This is a genomic window from Raoultella sp., from assembly GCF_039594335.1.
Taxonomy (GTDB): domain Bacteria; phylum Pseudomonadota; class Gammaproteobacteria; order Enterobacterales; family Enterobacteriaceae; genus Klebsiella.
The window spans coordinates 1-21,667 of the sequence record NZ_JBCNNS010000076.1; the positions used below are offsets into that span (position 1 = coordinate 1).

General features: G+C 54.0%; 19 protein-coding genes and 1 tRNA gene. 5 read left to right on the forward strand and 15 right to left on the reverse strand.

Features of this window, described 5'->3' with window-relative positions; all coding sequences use genetic code 11:
• Positions 1-345 precede the first annotated feature (345 nt).
• From ACZAHD_RS14225 to fabG, 5 genes are all read right to left on the reverse strand, one after another.
• Positions 346-433, reverse strand: a tRNA-Ser gene (locus tag ACZAHD_RS14225).
• 690 nt (positions 434-1,123) lie between these two features.
• Positions 1,124-2,392: an MFS transporter gene (locus ACZAHD_RS14230; RefSeq protein WP_462457351.1), complete on the reverse strand. Its 1,269-nt coding sequence runs from the start codon at positions 2,390-2,392 to the stop codon at positions 1,124-1,126.
• 24 nt (positions 2,393-2,416) lie between these two features.
• Complete coding sequence (locus tag ACZAHD_RS14235) at positions 2,417-3,892, reverse strand: amidase (protein WP_462457352.1); 1,476 nt, start codon at positions 3,890-3,892, stop codon at positions 2,417-2,419.
• The gene (locus ACZAHD_RS14240; protein ID WP_462457353.1) at positions 3,889-5,433 is read right to left on the reverse strand and encodes an APC family permease; all 1,545 of its coding nucleotides are present in this window, start codon (positions 5,431-5,433) and stop codon (positions 3,889-3,891) included. The genes ACZAHD_RS14235 and ACZAHD_RS14240 overlap by 4 nt, the downstream gene beginning before the upstream one ends.
• 15 nt (positions 5,434-5,448) lie before the next feature.
• Positions 5,449-6,222: a 3-oxoacyl-ACP reductase FabG gene (gene fabG, locus ACZAHD_RS14245; protein WP_462457354.1), complete on the reverse strand. Its 774-nt coding sequence runs from the start codon at positions 6,220-6,222 to the stop codon at positions 5,449-5,451.
• Positions 6,223-6,668: 446 nt separating this feature from the next.
• Between fabG and ACZAHD_RS14250 the strand changes: the two genes are divergently transcribed.
• From ACZAHD_RS14250 to ACZAHD_RS14260, 3 genes are all read left to right on the forward strand, one after another.
• Positions 6,669-7,718 (forward strand): phosphotransferase enzyme family protein, encoded by a 1,050-nt coding sequence (locus ACZAHD_RS14250; protein ID WP_462457355.1) that lies wholly within the window; start codon positions 6,669-6,671, stop codon positions 7,716-7,718.
• Positions 7,715-9,058 (forward strand): aspartate aminotransferase family protein, encoded by a 1,344-nt coding sequence (locus tag ACZAHD_RS14255; RefSeq protein ID WP_462457356.1) that lies wholly within the window; start codon positions 7,715-7,717, stop codon positions 9,056-9,058. Before ACZAHD_RS14250 ends, ACZAHD_RS14255 begins: the two co-directional genes overlap by 4 nt.
• A 103-nt stretch (positions 9,059-9,161) precedes the next feature.
• Positions 9,162-9,926, forward strand: a complete 765-nt coding sequence (locus tag ACZAHD_RS14260) for a DeoR/GlpR family DNA-binding transcription regulator (RefSeq protein WP_462457357.1) — start codon at positions 9,162-9,164, stop codon at positions 9,924-9,926.
• A gap of 147 nt (positions 9,927-10,073) precedes the next feature.
• Here ACZAHD_RS14260 and ACZAHD_RS14265 read toward each other — a convergent pair whose 3' ends face one another.
• The 9 genes from ACZAHD_RS14265 to ACZAHD_RS14305 form a co-directional block, all read right to left on the reverse strand.
• Complete coding sequence (locus ACZAHD_RS14265) at positions 10,074-10,643, reverse strand: histidine phosphatase family protein (RefSeq protein WP_462457358.1); 570 nt, start codon at positions 10,641-10,643, stop codon at positions 10,074-10,076.
• 4 nt (positions 10,644-10,647) lie between these two features.
• Complete coding sequence (locus tag ACZAHD_RS14270; protein WP_462457359.1) at positions 10,648-11,403, reverse strand: CbtA family protein; 756 nt, start codon at positions 11,401-11,403, stop codon at positions 10,648-10,650.
• A gap of 10 nt (positions 11,404-11,413) precedes the next feature.
• Positions 11,414-11,623 carry a CbtB domain-containing protein gene (locus ACZAHD_RS14275; RefSeq protein ID WP_462457360.1) on the reverse strand — a complete coding sequence of 70 codons (210 nt, stop codon included), beginning with the start codon at positions 11,621-11,623 and terminating at the stop codon, positions 11,414-11,416.
• A complete protein-coding gene (locus tag ACZAHD_RS14280) occupies positions 11,620-12,087 on the reverse strand; it encodes a nitrile hydratase accessory protein (RefSeq protein ID WP_462457361.1) in 468 nt (155 codons plus the stop codon). Before ACZAHD_RS14280 ends, ACZAHD_RS14275 begins: the two co-directional genes overlap by 4 nt.
• Positions 12,084-12,737 carry a nitrile hydratase subunit beta gene (gene nthB / locus ACZAHD_RS14285; RefSeq protein ID WP_462457362.1) on the reverse strand — a complete coding sequence of 218 codons (654 nt, stop codon included), beginning with the start codon at positions 12,735-12,737 and terminating at the stop codon, positions 12,084-12,086. The genes ACZAHD_RS14280 and nthB overlap by 4 nt, the downstream gene beginning before the upstream one ends.
• A 15-nt stretch (positions 12,738-12,752) precedes the next feature.
• The gene (gene nthA, locus ACZAHD_RS14290) at positions 12,753-13,361 is read right to left on the reverse strand and encodes a nitrile hydratase subunit alpha (RefSeq protein ID WP_462457363.1); all 609 of its coding nucleotides are present in this window, start codon (positions 13,359-13,361) and stop codon (positions 12,753-12,755) included.
• A gap of 24 nt (positions 13,362-13,385) precedes the next feature.
• Positions 13,386-14,900, reverse strand: coding sequence for an amidase (locus ACZAHD_RS14295; protein ID WP_462457364.1), 1,515 nt, complete (start codon positions 14,898-14,900; stop codon positions 13,386-13,388).
• A 136-nt stretch (positions 14,901-15,036) separates the two neighbouring features.
• Positions 15,037-15,519 carry a group I truncated hemoglobin gene (locus tag ACZAHD_RS14300; protein WP_462457365.1) on the reverse strand — a complete coding sequence of 161 codons (483 nt, stop codon included), beginning with the start codon at positions 15,517-15,519 and terminating at the stop codon, positions 15,037-15,039.
• 60 nt (positions 15,520-15,579) lie between these two features.
• On the reverse strand, positions 15,580-16,473 hold the full coding sequence (locus tag ACZAHD_RS14305; RefSeq protein ID WP_462457366.1) for a transporter: 894 nt from the start codon (positions 16,471-16,473) through the stop codon (positions 15,580-15,582).
• Between the two features lie 412 nt (positions 16,474-16,885).
• On the opposite strand from ACZAHD_RS14305, the gene ACZAHD_RS14310 reads away from it, so the two are divergent.
• On the forward strand, positions 16,886-17,848 hold the full coding sequence (locus ACZAHD_RS14310; RefSeq protein ID WP_462457367.1) for an AraC family transcriptional regulator: 963 nt from the start codon (positions 16,886-16,888) through the stop codon (positions 17,846-17,848).
• A 729-nt stretch (positions 17,849-18,577) separates the two neighbouring features.
• Here ACZAHD_RS14310 and ACZAHD_RS14315 read toward each other — a convergent pair.
• On the reverse strand, positions 18,578-18,886 hold the full coding sequence (locus ACZAHD_RS14315) for an ROK family protein (RefSeq protein WP_462457368.1): 309 nt from the start codon (positions 18,884-18,886) through the stop codon (positions 18,578-18,580).
• Between the two features lie 73 nt (positions 18,887-18,959).
• On the opposite strand from ACZAHD_RS14315, the gene ACZAHD_RS14320 reads away from it, so the two are divergent.
• Positions 18,960-21,056, forward strand: a complete 2,097-nt coding sequence (locus tag ACZAHD_RS14320) for a TonB-dependent receptor (protein WP_462457369.1) — start codon at positions 18,960-18,962, stop codon at positions 21,054-21,056.
• The last annotated feature ends 611 nt before the right edge of the window (positions 21,057-21,667 follow it).

Below are 21,667 nucleotides of genomic sequence, written 5' to 3' on the forward strand. Positions count from 1 at the left end.
GACTCGCTTCGCTCGCCCTGTCGGGCAGATTCCTCGCAGGCTCGTCATCTGTCCAACGGGCTGCGCCCGTTGTCGACCCCCGGTCGGGGGTTTTCGTCCCCCCATGGCGTGTGCAATAGGCGAAAAAAAGCCCGTACTTGCGTACAGGCTCTCATCTCGAATATGGCGGTGAGGGGGGGATTGACTCGCTTCGCTCGCCCTGTCGGGCAGATTCCTCGCAGGCTCGTCATCTGTCCAACGGGCTGCGCCCGTTGTCGACCCTCGGTCGGGGGTTTTCGTCCCCCCATGGCGTGTGCAATAGGCGAAAAAAAAGCCCGTACTTGCGTACGAGCTCTTTCTTAAATATGGCGGTGAGGGGGGGATTCGAACCCCCGATACGTTGCCGTATACACACTTTCCAGGCGTGCTCCTTCAGCCACTCGGACACCTCACCATATTGTTGCGTTGCTCACCTCGGGTGGGCAACGGGGCGCTACTATAGGGAGTTGCGCGAAAACGGTCAAGCAGTATTTCTTCTTTCTTTACCGTTCGGTCAAGCAATGAACACTTCTCTCGTCGGAAGTTGTCAGCGCTGCCGTTTTAACCCTGAGAATCAAGCTGTTCGCTATTCTTCGCCACTTCCTGAGCTTTGCTGTCGTTTTCTGTCGGCAACGGATATGCCGCGAAGATTGAGCCTACATTTCCGCCACTGCGGCCCCGTCCAGCGGGGCAGCGCCTGTCTGAACCCGATGAACTAAGATCAGCTTCTGTACCCTCTTGCTGTCGGTGCTCTGGAAGTATCAACGACCACGAAGATACGCTGGAGCCGATGGAAAGTCGTACACAGGTGAAAGTGGTGAAAGGATCGGTAGAACGCGGAAACCCATATTACTGCCGACGAGCGGGTTCTGCCTGCCGCCGGCATTCTTTATCCCCTAAATAGACAGCCCCTGGCCGCCATGAACTCTTCATGCCGACCGTTGAACTCTCCCGGATCGCGTTCGATACTCTTGACGCCATCGTCACCAACGAACGGCGCAATATTTTACCGACATACTGAGTGTTGCCGCTGGATCGATGATTACGCTGCTGCCTTTATTAAATGAGTGTGCGGAACAAGAATTCCGCACGCAAACCGTCATCATCATTGTACCCGTACTTTCGTCACCACAGCCTCTGTCTTTCTTGCCTCACGCGGGAAGCAGATTGCCGCAGCAAGGGTTATCGCCGAAACGGTAAACATATAATATGCAGGTGCAGGAGATCCCCAGTTATGCGACAACCAGGCAACAATAAACGGTGAGAAACCGCCGAATGTCATGGTCGCCAGATTATAGCTAATGGATAAAGAAGTCACCCTGATCTCCACCGGGAACCACAATGTCAGCATGGTAGGCATTGTGGCAAACTGCGCCGCGAGGCACAGACCAAGAACCAATTGCATAACAAGTATATGACTAATTTCTGGTGCATGAATCACCCAAGTAAACAACGGCAATACCATAACAAAATAGCCAATGGTGGCGGTGAGGAAGACAAGTTTGCGCCCTATTTTATCTGCCAGAATCCCGAACAGCGGAATGATCACGGCCATCAGGCTAACGATGAATATCTGGACTGTCAGCACACTGGTTACCGGTAGGCCCAATTGTTTACTGGCAAAAGATGGCATATTAATCAATAAAATATAGAAGCCGACTGTGCCGCTCACCACCAGACAGAATCCAAGGATTATTTTTCTGAAATCCAGCGCTTTTTTCATAGCGGTCTGTTTTTTCTCGGCCTGTTGATGAATAAACTCGTCAGATTCAGAGAGATTATTTCTTATCCATAACCCGACCGGGCAGATAACAAGGCCGATTGCGAAAGCCATTCTCCAGCCCCAGCTTTCGAGACTATCATTAAAGACCCTGAAGATAATCATGGAGATAACGGAGGCCAGCACCACCGCCAGACACTGACCAAATAGCTGCCAGGATCCATAAAACGTTTTCTTGCTATCGTCCGAACCTTCCACCAGATATGAAGTAGAGCTGGCATACTCCCCGCCGGTGGCAAAACCCTGAATAAGACGCGCGATAACAATCAATATGGGGGCGGTAATACCAATCTGATGATAGGACGGTGTTACCACGAAAATTGTCACCGCAATAAACATCAGCCAGATAATCAGTTGCAGGGCTTTCTTTCGGCCGTATTTATCCGCATAGACACCAATGACCAGTCCCCCTATCGGCCGGGTGAAAAAGCCTACCCCAAATGTGGCTAATGAGATCAGCAGTGAGCTGTATTCATCGTGGGCCGGAAAAAACTGCCTGGCGATGATGGCAGCGAAAAAACCATAAATCAGGAAGTCATACCATTCGAGTATATTACCAATAGTACCCGCGATAATTTTTTTATGGCTGCTCATTTTTATCCACCTCTGGTAAATAAATTATAGTAAAGAGTGCGTTAAGTTGCTTTCAGTGATAGCGGCCGGTTTGTTTTTCGCGGTCCATTGCGTGGCTTTTTCATAAGCATGAGCCAGTCGGAGAACCGCCATATCACTCATGGGTTTGCCAATTATCTGAATGCCCGTTGGTAATCCTGATGGATTAAATCCGGCCGGGACATTAGCCACGGGACAGCCAGAGAGGCTGCCTAATATCGTCACCTCCATCCAGCGGTGGTAAGTATCCATTGCCGTTCCTGAAATGGTTTCAGGCCAGTGACTATTTCTGTCGAAGGGGAAGACCTGCGCGCTGGGTAATATCAGGTAGTCAACTTTTTCAAAAAGCGTAATAAGCTTCTTGTACAACTGGGTTCTTACCGTTGACGCCTGCATAAGTTGCATGGCGCTTAATCCTAAACCGTTTTCAATTTCCCAGATGGCTTCAGGCTTAAGTAATTTCCGTTTCTCAGGGAGAGAATAAAAAGGTTCAAGGCCGTGGGCGACGGAAATATGCCTGAGCGTACGCCACGCATTCCAGACCGCTTCAAAATCGATATCTATGGCCGCGCTGTTAATTTCACAGCCGATCGCTGAAAATATATCTAATGCTTTCTCGCACAATGGCAGGATGCCTTCTTCAAAAGGCAGATGCCCCCCTAAATCCCCGAGCCAGCCGATGCGCAGGTGAGTACAGTCCATATCCAGCGACTGGCTGAATTGTTCGGTATCGCTGGCGAGTGAAAGGGGAGCCTGATGATCCCGTCCCGCCTGCGTGCCCAGCAGCAGCGCCACGTCTTTAACGCAGCGTCCCATTGGTCCTTCATAAGCCATCTGGTTAATGAACAGTTCGTTACTTTCAGCGAACGGAACACGTCCCTGGGATGGGCGAAAGCCAATAATGTTATTGAAGGCTGCCGGGTTACGTAAAGAACCCATCATATCGCTGCCATCCGCCACCGGAACCAGATACAGCGCCAGGGCAGAGGCAGCGCCGCCGCTGCTGCCCCCGGCAGTGAGCTGATGGTTATACGCATTGCCGGTGCTACCGAACACTGAATTATAGGTCTGTGAACCAAGTCCAAATTCAGGGGTGTTGGTTTTGCCGATGATAATGGCGCCGGCTTGTTTAATACGTTCTACAATGATTGAGTCCTTGCCGGGGACATCATTAGCAAAAATGGCTGAACCTCGCGTAGTCGTAATACCCTGAGTTAACGCCAGATCTTTAACTGCAAAGGGAATACCATGCAGCCATCCCTGATACTCCCCATGTTCTAATGCGATATCCTTTTCATGAGCCTCTTTTAATAGCGTGTTTTTATCCCGCATGCTGATGATAGCATTGACGCGAGGATTAAAAGATTCAATATGGTCGAGAAATATTTCCATGACTTCATGGCAGGATATTTCTTTACTTTTAATTAAATGAGAAAGCTGATGTGCATCAAGAAGAACTATATTTTCTTTATCCAGCATCATTCAGCTCCCTGTTTTTCTTCATCCAGTACAATGCGGCCAATAACCTGGAATTTATTATTATCAAAAAACTTGAACCAGGTAGCTATAGCCGCACCAATAACAAAACTGGATAATACGATCCACGGTATGGCTTTATAGAATAATGTATTCGCTGCCGGACCAGCCGCGAAATCCATATTGGCAAAAAGCAGATAGACGACGTACATCATGCCTATCCCGCCCATTAACGGTGCGAGGAACGTTTTAAACCAGTGGCTGTTTTTGCGATTTTCCGCATTTGCATGGAAATAGAAGATGACGGCAAAGGCGCACAGTGCCTGAACAATCATGATCCCCATTGTGCCGAGGATAGCCAGAAGTGTGTAAATATCCGCGTAAGGGTCTTTTCCTGCCAGGAGGAAAAGAACAACGATCGTGCAGGCAATCAGGCTCTGAACCGTTGAGGCTACGTGGGGGGAACCGTGTTTCGGATGAGTCAGCCCCAGAGTTTTGCCAGATAGCGGGAAGAGGTTTTCCCGGCCCAGCGCATAGATATAGCGTGCGGCGCAGTTGTGGAATGCCATCCCGCATGCGAAGGAACCCGTGATCACCAGAATTTTGAATACCGCAACCGCCCATTCGCCAAGATACTGGCGTGCCGGGCCATAGAAGATTTCTGCGGCCTTGTTGGGGTCTTGCGCCAGTGCGATAGCCTTTTCTGGCCCGGTTCCGGCAATGGCCATCCAGGAGATGAACACATAGAAAAGTCCGATGCCAATTACGCCCAGTAATGTGGCCAGCGGAATAATTTTCTTGGGGTTTCTCGACTCCTCGCCATACATCGCCGAGGATTCAAATCCCACCCACGACCAAAAGGCGAAGAACAGGCCAATACCCGCATTCGCACCCGGTACACCCTGTGCCGGCGTAAAGGCATTTAACGGGTTGATCGAGTCAGGGACAAAGCCCTGCGGCCCGCCACCATGCACCAGTACTGCGCCGGCGACCACGGTAAGAATAATAATCTCCAGCACCAGGCAGCAGCCCAACACTTTCGACGTCAGTGAAATATCAAAATAACTGAGCACCCCATTGGCAATCAGCATACCCAATGCAAAGACAATCCAGTGGATATGGATACCCGATAGCCCATGGATTAAGTCCTCGCAGAAGAAGGCGAAAATGCCAACCAGCGCGGCTTCAAACACGATATAGGTCAGTGTGACCGCAACACCGGCAGCCATACCGATGATGCGTCCCAGGCCATGTGAAATGAAGCCATAAAATGCGCCGGTGGCCGTAATGTATTTCGCCATCTGCGCATAGCCAATGGCAAACAGCGCCAGGATGATGGTTGCCACCAGGAATCCTGCCGGCGCATACTGCCCGTTACCGCTACCTACCGCGATAGGCACATTTCCCAGCATCGCGGTAATCGGTGCGGCGGTCGCTACCGTCATAAAGAGTACGCCAGTTAATCCTACGGCGTTTGGCCGCAGCCGCTGGACTGTCGAGGCGCCGGTTTTATCTCCGGCAGGATGAGTCATGATGTGATGAGTCATGTTATTACCGCTCCGTTATGAAAGGCTGGAAGAGGATTCGGGAAGGATCTGGCCACCATCCACAATGAGTGTTTGCCCGGTGATATAGCCGGCTGCCTGAGAGGCAAAGAACAGCGCGGCGGCAGCAATATCGTCAACGTTGCCGAGGCGTTTCAGCGGGACAGATTTCGCCATTGTGGCAACGTAGTCGTCGCCCATTTCCGCCAGCCCTTCGGTGATAATGTTGCCCGGAAGAATGGCATTGACGGTGATATTGTCTCTGGCCAGTTCCAGTGCGGCTGTACGCATGAAACCCAGTTGCGATGCCTTGCTCGAGGCATAGTGCGCCCAGCCTGGATAGCCCGTGACAGGGCCGGTGATGGAAGAGGTAAGGATAATTCGTCCATGACCGGCTTGTTTCAGCCATGGGATGGCCGCCTGTACGCACAGGAATGTGCCTTTGCTGTTCACCGCATGCACGTCATCCCATTCACTTTCCGTCATATCGCTCAGTGTGGCGGAAGGGAAAATACCTGCGTTGCAGCACAACACGCTCAGACCACCATATTGTTCCGCGTAAAGTGCAACGGTCTCTTTCACCTGTTGAGCGCTGCTGACGTCGCAGACGTAGCCATTTATTGTCAGTCCTTGTGCGCTGGCCCCGGCAATAGCGGCTTCCAGCCTGGCGGCATTTCGGGCGGTGACAGCCACGTTGGCGCCATGACGGGCAAAATTCAGTGCGAGCCCCAACCCAATACCGCTACTGCCACCGGTGATCAGTACGTTCTTACCTTGTATATCCTGGAACATCTATTTTTCCTCGCTGACGCCAGGCAGGGAATTCTGCCGTGAAAGTTCAGTACATCGATTGTTTGTCAATCCGCTAAGTTGAGGTCCGGAAGCGATCCTCTATTGCGACAAAGAATAATCATGGAAATGTTTAATGATCAACATTATTTTGTTGTGTTTCTGGCTAAATAAAACGCCCTTTTATGGTGAGCGATTTTGGTGCAATCTTATAAAAATAAATTATTGATATTTATTAATATTTTTTATTTTTAATTCTCTTAAACACCGCAGGTGACTTCCTGATGAGTAAAGGTGCTCCATCGCAGGGCGGTGGCGGTTTTTTGGGTTGGGAATTAATTTAACTATATGAATTAAATTATTATTATTGGTGTCTTGTTTGCTCTGGATAAATATTTTTATCTTTGTTCTTGCAAAAAAGTGATGGGCAACATAAAAATGTTGTACTCATGTCATTTGGGGTTATTGCAATGCTTTATCACGATACCTATATAGAGAACATAAGCGGTCTGTTACGCGCGGCATTACCCCGTTGGGGGGTGAGTGAAAAATCAGAACTGTCTCTGCTCACGTTTTCTGAGAACGCCACGTTTCTGGTCACCGATCCCCTCACTAAACGACGGCTGGTTCTGCGTGTTCATCGTCCAAATTATTGCCACCATGATGAAATTATCTCCGAACTGGATTGGCTGCTTTCTCTGAAAAACAGCGCAACTATCAATGTTGCGGCTCCCGTTCCTCTGGTGAATGGGGAGCGGGTGGTCCAGCTCGAAAATGAGGACTCTGTCACCTGTGTCGTCGCATTTGAGTTTGTTGCAGGCTCTGAACCGGACAGTTCCTGCGACTTGACGGACTGGTACCGCCAGTTGGGGCAAATTGCTGGTCGTTTGCATCTGCATAGCCTTGGCTGGCAGCGGCCGCCAGGGTTTACCCGCAAAATGTGGACGTTTGACACTATCATCGGTAAGCAGGCGCTCTGGGGCGACTGGCGGAGTCAGCGCCAGCTTACACCGGACGACATCTCTCTCCTGGAACAAACGGAGAAATTGCTTAAAGCGCAGCTTGACGAATATGGTTGCTCACCCGACCGTTTCGGGCTGGTTCACTGCGATATGCGGCTGGCTAACCTGCTGGTCGATGGTGACAAAATGACGGTTATTGATTTTGATGACTGTGGCATTTGTTGGTTTGGCTGGGATTTTGCTACGGCAGTGAGCTTTATTGAAGATGACCCGCTATTGGGGAGTTATCAGGCGGCGTGGCTGGAGGGCTATCGCACGGTTCGTCCGTTCAGTCATCAGGATGAAGCGATGATACCGGTGCTGGTCATGCTGCGCCGGCTTCAGCTCTGCGCGTGGCTCGCCAGTCACGCAGAAACGCCCACCGCTCAGCAACTGGCCGCGACTTATCCCACAGGTACCGTGGCGTTGGCCCGGGATTATCTTCGCGCGCATGCCGCGCACGCAACACGAAATATTGAGCAAGGGAGCCTGCTATGAAAGAAAAAAAACAAATTCTTGGCATGAATCGCTTTGAAAAAAACGATAGTGTTACGTTGGATAGCGAACTGGCTAGCCAGATTGCTCGTCGCGAGGGCACTCAGGGCGCTTCTTCGGTTTTGTTTTACCAGCGGCCGATAGAAATGGTCAGTGCGCGCGGCGTATGGATGAATGACGCGGCAGGAAACCGTTATCTCGATATGTATAACAATGTGCCTGGTGTCGGCCATTGTCATCCGCGAGTGGTCGAAGCAATGTCCAGGCAGGCAGGGTTACTCAATACCAACACCCGATATTTGTTCCCGGTGCTGGAAAGTTATTCTGAAACGCTGTTGGCGACTTTTCCCGCACCGCTGACTAATGTGGTTTTTACCTGTACAGGCAGTGAAAGCAACGATATTGCCCTGCGTATGGCCAGAATGGTGACGGGAAAGCAGGGGATTATTGTCACTGAGAGCGCCTATCACGGCAACACATCAGCGGTGATGGAGGTTTCGCCATCAGGACATAAACGACAACATTTGCCGCCCTATGTCCGTATCGTCCCGGCACCTGATGCTGGCGCCCTGCAGCCTGGTCAGCAGATCGCGGAAGTATTTGCTGGCGCGGTGCAATCGGCGATCGACTCGCTGGCAGCAGAAGGCTTTGGCTGTGCGGCGTTACTGGTAGACACCATTTTTTCAAGCGACGGTATCTACGCCGATCCGCCCGGTTTTTTGAGCCTGGCGGTTGAACGCGTCAGGGCGAGTGGCGGTGTGTTCATTGCCGACGAGGTCCAGCCTGGCTTCGGTCGCACCGGCACCCATTACTGGGGTTTCCAGCGACATGAATTGGTACCGGATATTGTGACGCTGGGTAAACCCATGGGGAATGGTTTCCCGATGGCCGCCGTTATCACACGGCCAGAGCTGCTCGACCAGTTCAGCCAGGAAACGGAGTATTTTAACACCTTTGGCGGTAACCCGGTGGCGGCGGCGGTCGGCCTGGCGGTCATGGAGGTTATTCGGGAAGAGGAGTTGCTTGCCAATGCTGAACACTGCGGCCAATATCTCAGAGCCGAACTTCGCGGCCTTGCTGATCAATACTCTGTGATTAGCGATGTGCGTGGCGCAGGCTTGTTCAATGCGGTGGAATTCAGCTTGCCGGGTACCCGGGAACCGGATGCGGCTCTGGCGAGATGGGTCATTAATGCGCTGAAAGACGAAGGTATTTTGATTGGCGCAGCCGGGGCGTATGGTAACTGCCTGAAGATCCGACCGCCGCTTTGTTTCAGCGCCAGCAATGCTGACTTTTTTATTAATAAATTAGCTGCTGTTATGAACCGGTACCAACAGAATTAAAAACCGCGGGCAGGGGACAACAATCAGCATTTTGCCTTGTGTTGCTCCTGCCGCGCCAGAGTTACTGGACATCAGGGCATTTTTTCAGGAGAGATGGCAGTCAATGTCAAACAGGAAAACATTACGCCAGCAAAAAATACTAAGTGAAATCAGCGAGTTTCCAAGTCTTCGCATCGTCGATTTAGCGCGTTCTCATCAGGTTTCTACTGAAACAATCCGGCGCGATCTGGATGAACTCACCCAGAAGGGATTGCTCAACCGAACCTATGGCGGTGCCGTGCGGGCATTAAGTACAGAGCCGTCCGTTACAGAGCGTCATCGGTTGTTTACCGAGGAGCGTGAACACATTGCCCGGGAAGCGCTGCGGCACCTTAGTGCTGGAAAAATGTTTATGATTGGATCGGGGGCGACGACAGTACACGTGGCCCGGCGTATGGCCACGGATTTACGCGATATCACTGTCATCACCCACTCTTTCGGCGTTGCGACCGTGCTGTCAATGAATCCTACGATCAGGGTTATCGTCGCGCCGGGGGACTACATCGCTTCCGAGGGGGCGATGGCGGGGGCACAAACGCTAAATTTCCTGCATCAGTATTCTGTAGATTATGCCATTCTCGGTGCCAGCGGCGTGACGGCTGAAGGGCCCAGCGAAGCCCTGATTGATTGCGGTATGATTTATAACACCATGATTCAGCGCGCAAACAAAAGTATGATTGTTGCGGACCACTCAAAATTCGACATGGCGTTTCCCTCCAATTATGCGACCTGGCAGGCTATCGATCGCATTGTTACGGACAGATTACCTTCGGAACACATTCTGAATACGTTAAAAAAGGATAACGTGGAGATTTCTGTCCATCATTAACGGGCCGGGGACTAAGGGTAAACAGAGTCCCTGACCCGGCCAGGATATGTTCAACACAGTTCCATCTTGTGACGGGCCGGCATCCAGATCTCTGCCAGAGTGGATCTGGTGCAGAAGCCTGTGAGTCCTTTTTCGTTTCGGCGTAGTCTATTCGTCAGTCACCTCGATCCCCGGCACACAGAAATGCCAGCGTCGCCCATCGCTGTGCAGTTCGGTGAGACTGAGCGGGTGGATATCGATGCGCTCAAATGACTGAGGTGGTGCGCCGAGGACGTCGACAATCATGGCGCGGATTGCCGCGGCAGAGGCTACCGCACAGTGGCGGCCTTGAATATTGACGTGTTTAGTCAGCCAGTTGCCACAGCGCGCCAACAGCTGAGCGCGCGATTCTCCGCCTGGGGGCGGTGCGCCCGTCAGCCAGGCGCGAAAATTATCGGCCTCTTGCGTCATGACCTCCCGTAGCGGTCGCCCGGCCCAGCTCCCGTAATCGGGTTGTGCCAGTTCTGCCGCCAGGGCGATCGGTAAACAGAGCACCGATGCGGTCTGCCTGGCCGCCGCTTCCGGGGCGCTCCAGACGGTATGGTAACGGGCGACCACGCTTTGTAGCCGACGCGCCCGTTGCCATTCCCGCACCTCCAGAGGTTCATCGTCGGGAAAACGCGAACCTCTGCCCGCCGCCGTTTCTCCCTGACAAATCAGCGTTAGCGAGGCGCCCATAACGTTAACCGCGCCGGAAGGCAGGGCGCTGTCCGCGCGCCGCCGGGGCGTGTTCGGCTAATGCGCCGAACGCCACTCCGATAATGCCCCATAACACCAGATGCGTGCCGAAGGAGCTCATTCGGAAGCGCCATAACAAATCGGCCGGGAAGTGGTCGGGCACTTCGTTCACCGTTGGCATCAGAGCGCAGACCGCCAGCAGAAGCATGACGCCGAACAGCGTCGCCCACATCATCGCATTTCCGTTGCCGATGCGAGGGCTAAGCCGGTGCGCTACCCACGCGGCTGACGTGACGATGCCGACCGAAAGCAGTATCATGATGAAGTACAGCCCGGTGCGATAGCCGATGGTGTCCGGGTTGCCGACGGCCGGTGGGTTGGGCGGATATTTCAGTCCCGGTATCAGGCTCAGCACCAGAAAACCGCCCAGCGCCAGACACAGCGCCAGCGCGCGAGGATTAGACGGTCCGACGCGCTGGTAACTGAAGGCCCATGCCAGCGCCAGACCGCCGCCCAGCGCGGCGCCAAACAGCGCCATGCCTGCCAGCAGACCGACCCCGGACTGGGTTTGACGGCTAAACACCTCTTCATCACCGCTGTCCGCCGACGCGCTGTGTTGGTGCGAATGAGCGGCCAGACTTTCTTCAATCCCGATAGCGCGATCGACCTGCGGCTCGCCGAAATGGTGCGCAAAGGCAAACGCCACCAGTCCCGCCAGAATGCCTGCTATCATCCCCTTGAATAATAGTTTCCCAATCATTTCCGCCTCCTCAGTGGCAGGGAAAACCCAGCAGATGGCGTGCGTCGTGGAAGAATTCATGCACCTGGGTGCCGGAAAACATCGACGTTGCACCTTGTTCCGCACCGACGAAATAGATCGCTAACAGCGCCAGCAGGGTGGTGAACAGTGCCCAGGGCAACAGCGCCGCGACCGGTATCGGAGTGGCTGTGGTGGTGTTGGTAAGGGTGATATCGCTCATGATGTGACTCCGTTGTCGATGTTGCTGATGGAAGATTGTGCCGGGCTAACCGTGACCGGAACGCCCAGTGGAAGCGGGTGGTGGTTATGCGTTGGTGGGCAGCTGGCATTGGCCAGGACGATCGGCTGACCATGAGGCGTGTTGATATACGCCAGTCGCCATTCCTGAGTTCGCCGGACAATGTCATCCGGCGCGGTCAGGTTGAGGGCCGTGATCATGTTCTCCATCGCTGTCGCCCATTGGCGATAGTAGGCATCGTTCACGCTTTCTCCGGGCTGCGCCGGGGCTGCCTTGATCGTTTCGCTGAACGTCCGTACCCATTCCGCCCACGGGAATAGCCCCGCCCGGTGCAGATGGACGATCAGGGAGAAGGCTTTCGCCTGCCAGGGCTTATCAAAGACCGGCCCCTCCTCGTCGCGGGGTAACCCGACGGCGGCGTAATCATGCTGCGTCGCAGTGCTCATGCTTCCTCCAGATAGTCGTCCCACAGATCGATGTAAACTTTGTCCGGGCGCGGCGTGCCCCACAGTTCCAGCGCGGTGAAGCTTACGCTGTAGACGTGTTGAGGATGTTCGCCCAGACCGTGCGCCGCGGTGTCCGGCGTGATGAACACGCCGTGATCGGTCTCAATACGGCCGATTTTACCGCGCACGTAGCGCGGCAGGCGGGTGTGGGTAGTTGGGTTGATGTTTTTTGCTCGAACCAGGTCTCCGGCCTTAAAGCGGGGCGCAACATCATGACTGACGCGCGCGGAGGCGCCGGTACTGACAACCATCGCTACTATGTCCTGCGTTAGTACCGGCGTGCCCGGTGCGCAGGGGGCAGGTGTCGAGCCGCCCCAGAGTTCATCAACCGTGATCACCCCTTTTTCCAGCAGCAGCGTTTCAAATGCGTGCAACCAGTGCTCGTAGTAGCTCGCCTCCAGGTAGTGGGCCGGATCCATGCGTTCAATGGCGTGGCGGAATTCATCCACGTTGAAATGACCGCCGACGAACAGCGAGGCGAACAGCGGAAATACCCGGCGCTCCCACTCATGATGGAAATACGGCTCATTTTCCTCGTTGAGGATCGGGCCGAGGCCGTGCATACCGCCCAGATCATGTATCCCGTTCATGGTTTTCTCCTCTTATTATGGCGCGGCGACCAGGCCGGTGCCGATCATGGAATCGCGGGTGACCAGTTCTATCAGCTGCGCTTCGCTCCAGCCGTCGGTACCCGCCGGACGTTCTGGCAGGACCAGATAGCGCAGTTCCGCGCTGCTGTCCCAGACGCGAACCTCTTTACTTTCCGGAATGTTTAACCCGAATTCGGCCAGAACGCCGCGCGGGTCGATAACGATGCGCGAGCGATAGGGGGCCGATTTGTACCACACCGGCGGCAGACCCAGCACGGGCCAGGGGTAACAGGAACATAATGTACAGACGGTCACGTTGTGTACGTCCGGCGTGTTCTCCACCACCAGCATGTCTTCACCCTGCACGCCGGAGAAACCCAGCTCGGCGATGGCGGCCGTGGCGTCTTCCAGCAGCCGACGTTTATACTCCGGATCACTCCACGCTTTGGCGACCACCTGCGCGCCGTTACGGGGGCCGACCTTGTGCTCATAAGTGTCAATCAGCTCATCCAGTGCTGCCGGGTCAATCAGTCCTTTCTCCTGTAGCAGGGATTCCAGCGCCCGGACGCGTAACTCGATGTCCGCCGGTGGTTCGGTATGGTCGTGGTCGTGTTTATGGCTCATTTTATGGTTCCCGATTGTTAAGGGTTAAAACATCCGCCAGTCGCCGGAGGCTTCGAAGGTGGCGGCGGCCTGATAAATGGTGCTTTCGGCGAAGTGGCGTCCCACCAGCATCATTCCTACCGGTAAGCCGTCGACCAGCCCACAGGGGATAGTCATTGCCGGATGGCCGGTAATGTCCTGCGGTGCGGTATTGCCGATCATCTCGAATGCCCGGGAGATGTACTCGGTAATGGAGCAGCCAGGTTCCGGCAATGGTTGAGCGACAAGCGGTACAGTGGGCATCACCAGCAGGTCGAAGTCCTCCAGCGCCCGGTCATAGCCCGCACGCGCGCGACGCGCGATATTCTGTGCCTTGGCGTAGTAGCGGCCATGGTAGCGCTCCAGCCCGTACTGGCCGACGAACATGCATATCTTCAGCGACGGGGAAAGCGCGTCGGCATCGTCACGCCACTGTGCGTGCTTGTCCACCAGCGCCACGTCATACTGTCCTTTCCAGTTAAAGCCCATACCGTTGCCGTGCATCATCTGAGCGGTCAGTCCCTCGCAGCCGATAGGGGACCAGAGGGCACCCGCCAGACTATGCTCTGGTACAGAAATCTCGCCGACCGTAGCGCCCAGTCCCTGCAGACGGGCGACGGCAGCGCGAACTTTCTCGGCGACTCGCGCATCCAGGTTCGGCAACTGGAAACCTTCGGTCATTATGCCGATCTTTAACCCGCGTACTCCCTTGCCCAGCGCCTCGGTATAGGCTTCCACTTTGGGGGCATACTGGCGCGGGTCCAACCCGTCCGCGCCAGCAATGGCCTCAAGTACCAAGGCATTGTCTTTCACGCTGCGGGTCATCGGTCCGGTATGGTCGAAAGTGGCTTCGATCGGCATGATGCCGGTATAAGGCACCAGACCGTGGGTCGGTTTCAGGCCATAGAGGCCACACCATGCGGCTGGAATACGCGCCGAACCCCCTTGATCGCCGCCCATGGCTAAATCGACTTCTCCGGAAGCGACCAAAGCGGCGCTGCCAGAAGATGAGCCGCCGGCAGAGTAGCCGCGGCGCAGCGGGTTGTGTACTGGCGCGGGATCGGAGGTGTGGCTGCCCCCGGACAGGCAGAAGTGCTCGCAGGTGGCCTTGCCGAGAATGGTCGCTCCGGCATCCAGCAGTCGGGTGGTAACGGTGGCGTCGTAGGTGGGCACGAAGCCTTCCAGCGTCGAGGCTCCGTTCATCATCGGTACTCCAGCCAGCGCGATGTTGTCCTTGAGCACCACGGTGCGACCGGCCAGTTTGCCGGTCGCCGCCCCTGTCACCTCGGTTTTGTAATACCAGGCATTGAGCGGATTTTCTTCGCCGTCAGGGCGGTAGCCGGCGGCGCGTGGGTAGCGCACCGCGGGGATCTCGTCGGGCAGCGCGTCGATGAGATCGTAGGCGTCGAAGTTGGCCTGCATCAGCGCCAGATACTCTTCGGCTTGTGCGGGCGTCAGTCGTATGTGCAGTCGACTGGCGAGTTCTTGCAGTTGTTCAATGGTAGGACGTTCAATAGCCATGGGGTTCTCTTTATATGGTGTTTGCCAATGCAACCTGTCTTCAACATAAGCCCGAAACGTCATCACAACATGGTTGTGCGGGTCAGTCGTTTGGCTGAAATGGACACCCGTCTGTTGCGCGGGTGTCCGTCCTGGATTAAGACGATTTATCTGCTTTCGGCCAGTGGATGCCGACGCTTTTCATCCCCTTGGTCACGTCCATATCAGGGTGCGCGAGCACCACATCCCGGTACGAGGGGCTGCCGATGACGGCGGGTTTGAACTGGGTCAGGAATGCGGTGACCTCTTCACGGATATCCTGCGCTACGTTGAAGTTCTCGTAGCATTCGTCAATAGACTCGAATACGGCTTTCCAGTGCACTTCGGTCAGACCCATTCCGCGGTGCGCGGTCACCATATCTCGTCCCCGATAGACGGTGTTGCCGCCCCAGTGTTTGCAAAGAAAGTCGACAAAGTTGATGTGCTCTTTCTGGAACGACGATTCGGATACGTGCGCCCAGATATGGCCGATATCGGGATGCTTCATACAGGTCTTCAACACTTCGCCAGCGAAGGCGTAAACGGCGTCATAACCACCGAGACGTTCATAGAGGGTGGGTTTTTGTTGCTGATCGGTCATGATGGATTTCTCCGTTGCAGGTGAGTCGTTGGTCTGGGGATGTCTCTGTGCCGATTCGCATCAGAACAGTTTCATCACGCGCAGGGTGGTGTGCAGATCTTCCTTAAAACCGCCGTCGACGTTGAGGTCGCGCTGGAGAAGACCCTGTACTTGTATTGTGGGGGTAACGAATTTCGATAATTCCAGCCGCACCTGATCGACGCGCGTCGCCTGTCCATTCTCGATACCGTCAAGCCGCTGCTTGCCGCCCCAGTATTGGGAATAACCGGCGGCCAGGGTCCAGCTCTTATCGGCGGGCGGCGTCCAGCTCAGCCAGCCCTGAAACTGATAGGTGTTGTCCTGCTTGAGTTGACCGGTGCCGATGCCCGAGGCGTCGTCGTTGACGCCATACCACATCACGTCTGTGGACAGTTGGGTGGCGAAACCGTTACCCAACTGCTGCACGCCGCCGAGCTGCAGGTCGAACTTCCAGCGATTTTCACCGACGTTAAGCGTGCGTCCGGCGTCGTAGGAACCGGCGGGGAGGTACAGGTAAGGCACGATGGCGAAGGTGGTGCTGGGGTTGTTCACCAGCCAGACCGGCGCGGCAAGGATGGGATCGCCCAGGCCGCTGGCTGAATCAAGTCGGACGCCGTTCAGTGAGCCGTTGTAGAGGCGTCCGTAGGGCAGCAGCACCTGTGGCGCGACCATAAAGCCGCCGATGTCCATGTAGTGAACGTAACGAAAGATGCTGACGAAGGAGTCGAGCCCGGTATCTTGCTTAAGTTCACCGCCCCCGGTCGGGGAGAAGCTGTCTCGCGTAGCGTAGGTGAAATATCCCAGAACGGCATCGGTGCCGGCGGGGGCGGGAATGAGGTCCTGCGAATTGAGATCGACCGCATGGGCCGGGCCAGTTGCCAGCCAGAGTGCGCAGGCGGCCAGGCTGATGCGAAACGTAGCGTTGCTGAAAGTCATAACGTTCCCCCCTCTTGTCTGATGTCGTGTTATGTCCGGAGCACGGTGTGGCCGGAAGACCTTACGCTTACTGATACTAGGGAGGAATTTGCGCCGTACTTGCTTGAGAAGGACAGTCGTTTGGCTGGAAGGGACATTCGGATGCGGGCTGGCAATGCCCGTAGCGTGATGGTCCGCCATAGTGCAGGCGCCGCACGTTTAGGGTGCGGTTTCACGCCTTGCCGTACCTCTGTTCGACGCCTTACGTGCCAGCAGAGAAGGGGGCATCACGGATTTTCAGCGATATTTCCCGGTAACTTAGCGCAGATCTGCGTGACAGAGGGATCGCGCATTAGCCCGTTGGCACGATAGTTGCTGCCTGCGAAAACGTTTCTGTCGTTTTTGCGGAATTCCCGGCGCGAGGTGAATGATTATGAATAGCATGCAGTCTGCGGGCAGCCTCCACTATTCGACCGTTGGCGTTGCCGAGTCGCGCCGCTTCGAGTATTGGAACGACGTCGTGTTACGTCACTGTATTCCGGCCGCCAGCGCACCTCTGGCAGGGGTCGACTTCGATGCACGGCTTGCGGTACGCGGGGTGGGCATGGTGGATATCTGTTCGCTCTCCGCGCCGCTGCACTGCTGGGATCGCACGGCCCGTTATCTGCGTCAGGGGCCCGACGACGATCTGTGGTTGGGCTATATGCAGGGTGGGTACGGTCAGCTTGAGCAGGGCGGACGCAAGGCGGCGCTGGCGGCGGACAGTCTGGTGCTCTACGATGCTGCCCAGACATTCCGTTTCAGTCTTGGCGGGCACGATAATCATCTGGTGCGGATTCCCCGCCATTTGCTGAGTGGTCGTTTACCTGGGATCGAACACCTCACCGCGGTGGTGCTCGATGACCGCCGTCCCGGCGTGATCCCGCTGCGCGAAATGCTGCGTCAGGCGGCAGCGATGCCCGACTGTCTGGACAACCCGGATATCTCCGGCCGTTTCTCCCAGACGTTGCTGGATCTGCTGGTGCTGAGTCTGGAGTTGCAGGATCTGAATAACGTTGGTGCTGAGCGCGATCTGTATGCCCGCATGATGAATTACGTTCGGCGGCATCTTGTCGATCCAGATTTGAATATCGAGAGCCTGGCACGGGCGCACTACGTCTCCGTTCGCACCGTGACACGCGCTTTCGCCCGGCACAAGAAAACGCCGATGGCGGTGATCTGGCAGGAGAGACTGCGGGCGAGTCGCGAGGCCATTGAACGCGGAAAGGTGAATAGCGTGTCGCAGGCGGCGCTGGATTTCGGTTTCTCCGATTTCTCTCATTTTAGCCACGCCTTCCGTAAAGCCTTCGGTGTTTCGCCCAGCACCCTGTTGTGCCGGGATCGGCACGGTTTGTGATACTGGACTGTCTTATGGCAGGCAAGCCGATACGGACTCTGACCGGAAGTTCATGTCCCTGGCATGATGCATAGGTTCAGAAACCCCTATTATTCATGGTTTCGATACCTCATCGCGAACGTTGCACCAGTGCCGTGGAACAATATTCCGCAACATGGTTTAAAGCAGAAATGAAGCGCAAAGGCTGGAGACGAAGCCCATCTGGCGCAACGTTAGGGAAAATCTGAGGCCTGGATTAGAAATAACCCCCACGGCAATGAGCATTGGAATGATGCTCTGGCATTCGGGCGTACGCAATGCGGTGCGCCCGAATGTTTTTAATCACCCTTTACGGGCAGACGTACGCGATTTTCACCCGGCGTGATGCCCGGATTGTCGCCTTCAGGCTTTCCCCTGTTCTTCACGAATAAATAACGTCAGCACAAAAAACACTGCGACAAAGGCAATAATCAGATTGAAACCCAACGAGACACCATACCTCTGGGAAACCTGACCAATCAGCCATCCTGCAAACGCGCCGCCGAATGGGATAGGCAGCCGGTGAGAATGACCTTCTCAAGGTTGGCGATGGCCGCATGTGGAGAATGCCGAGGTGAGATAATCCGCCAATTTCTCAAGCAGCATCACAGATAGGGTTTCACCTGCGACTCCTGCGGCTAATCTCTCTCTGGCATTCATGGCGTTGCCGCTAAGCGCCACCATCCTTTCCTTAAGCCCGAAACCGGAACATTAACTTTCAAAGCAACCTTTATTTTTCCAGTTCTGGTTAAGATGATTACGTTCAAACAGCATATAACCGATTTCACCCGCCGCATTATTGACTCCCCGGATGATTTTCCCGTCCATCAGTAGCGCAGATCTCAGCCTGGTACCGATGCCAATCAGAGCGGCGCTGTGTACGTGCCGACATTTTCCGCGCCACATTTCACTAATCAGAGCCGCTCTAAGGGACACTCCGCCTGGTAAGTTAACGCTGAAATCCTGCATTAATTTCAGGCATATCAATTGTAATAGATTGTAAATGCTTTTGATTATCATTTACAGTCTCATTTATTAAGTTGCAGGATATAACAAAAGTTGTACTTACGTTACAAAAATGAATGGAGTCAATATGTTTAAAAAAGTGGTCTTTCCTTTGCTGGCTACCGCCGTTTCTACAGGCTCATTTGCGGCAGAAAATGATGAGGTGATGGTCGTGACTGCATCCGGTTACGAACAGAAATTACGTGAAGCCGCTGCTAGTATTTCTGTCATCAGTCAGGAGGAACTCAGTCGTCGTAACTATACCGACCTTGCTTCCGCGCTTAGCGATGTTGAAGGCGTGGATGTCAACAGTACGACCGGGAAAACAGGCGGGCTGGATATCAGTATTCGTGGAATGTCCAGCAGCTACACCTTAATCCTCATCGACGGGATCCGCCAGAACGGAACCTCTGATGTGACACCGAATGGCTTTGGTGCGATGAACACCAGCTTTATGCCTCCGCTGTCAGCTATCGAACGAATAGAAGTTATTCGCGGTCCGATGTCCACACTCTATGGGTCTGATGCGATTGGTGGTGTCGTCAATATTATTACCAAAAAAATCGCCAGCGAATGGAGCAGTAATGCAACCCTGGAACATACTTTTCAGGAAGATACCAATTACGGAGACAGTTCAAAGTTCTCTTTGTATTCCAGTGGGGCGTTGATTGAAGATACGCTGGGGTTATCTGTCCGTGGCAATATATTTCGCCGTGATGCTTCTCATGTCGAATCCTCATCTACCGGGACGGAACTGAGTAACCGTGGACCTAATCCCGTTAAATCCGATAACTACACACTTGGCAGTAAACTGCTCTGGAAGTTGAATGACCGGAATTCGCTTTGGCTTGATGCTGAAACAGCAAACCAGAAATATGATAACAACAACAGTCAGTTGGGAACGCTGGGTGCGTCAGGAGGTTATGAGGATACTTTACGTTATCAACGCAGGAAATTAACGCTGGGTAGTGATAACCAGCTTAGTTTCGGAACGCTGAACTCCAGCCTTTCATGGAATAAAACCGAAAATAAAGGACGTCTGATAACAACTGCTTCTGTCCCTGCGGGTTCAGGACTGGCAGGTGAGAAACGCCTTCTTGAAAACACCAACACTATATTGGATTCAAAACTCGTTGCGCCACTAGGGGAGCACCATCTGGCAACTGTCGGAGGGCAGTACTGGAATGCGCGAATGAAAGATGGCGTCGTCCTTGCTAATGGTGGCGACGAGTTTAAACAGGACTCATGGGCCTTGTTTGGTGAAGATGAGTGGCGTCTGTTTGACCCCCTGTCCTTAACTTATGGTGCCCGTTATGAATACCAGGATACGTTTGGTGGACATGTCAGCCCCCGGGCCTATCTGGTGTGGGATGCGCATGAAGATATCACCATCAAAGGCGGCGTCAGTACAGGCTATAAAACACCATCGCTTTCCCAGTTACATGATGGTATCAGCGGCGTTACCGGACAGGGGTTGATCACGACGATTGGTAACCCTGATCTGAAACCTGAAGAGAGTGTCAACACAGAATTAGGCGTTTATTACGAAAACTATACGGGGTTCAGCACAAACATTACTCTCTTCCATAACCGCTTCAAAAATAAAATCAGTAGCGAAACGATTGACGATACAACAAGTACTTATACGAACGTTGGTAAAGCAATCACACAAGGTGTTGAACTGGCGACAACCCTTCCTCTGTGGTCCGAAGACTGGTCGCTGAACATGAATTATACGTTTACTGACAGTGAGCAGAAGGATGGTAATAATAAGGGCGCCCGCCTTACCAACACACCCAAACATATGGCGAATGCTCGTCTTAACTGGAATGTTAATGAGCAATTCACTACCTGGCTGAAAGCCGAATATCGGGGTAAAACGGCACGCTTTACCCAGAATTACGATAACCTCAGCGCAGCCAATAAAGTGGTTTATGACAATCTGGGGGATAACTTTAAATCCTATACGGTCTTTAACCTTGGCGGTGCGTTTAAAATATCTAAAGACGTCACGCTGAACGGTGCCGTGAATAATCTGTTTGATAAAGACTTTACCAAAACGCACGTTTTCACTGTTGGGCGTACAACCACAACAGCAGGTGATTACTTTACGTCATCTCAGTCGACCAGTGGGTATGTCGTGCCGGGAAGAAGTTACTGGCTCTCCGTCAATGTCAATTTCTGACACAGTAAGTGGTAACGGGGGAGGGGTATAAGAGAGGGTGAATTGAGGAGATTCATAGCGAGCGTTTATAGTCGCGCAGACACTTTTTTTTCATTGAAGAGACCTGACGGAATCATAAACAGCGGCATTGACACTTCGGTGAGGACCTCATTTCAGACGTAAAAAGCCAACGGGTAAGAGGAATGCTGGTCACTTAAGGTGACCAGCAGCTTTTCCTCGAGGTATTTCTGGCTTTTAGTCCTGAGAGCTCTCGGAGAGCTTCGTTCCCTTCTCCCGGGTAACACCAGCCATACAGACTCGTCATCTGTCCAACGGGCTGCGCCCGTTGTCGACCCCCGGTCGGGGGTTCTCGTCCCCCCACGGCGTGTGCAATAGGCGAAAAAAGAGCCCGTACTTGCGTACGGGCTCTTTCTTAAATATGGCGGTGAGGGGGGGATTGACTCGCTTTGCTCGCCCTGTCGGGCAGATTCCTCGCAGGCTCGTTATCTGTCCAACGGGCTGCGCCCGTTGTCGACCCCCGGTCGGGGGTTTTCGTCCCCCCACGGCGTGCGCAATAGGCGAAAAAAAAGCCCGTACTTGCGTACGGGCTCTTTCTTAAATATGGCGGTGAG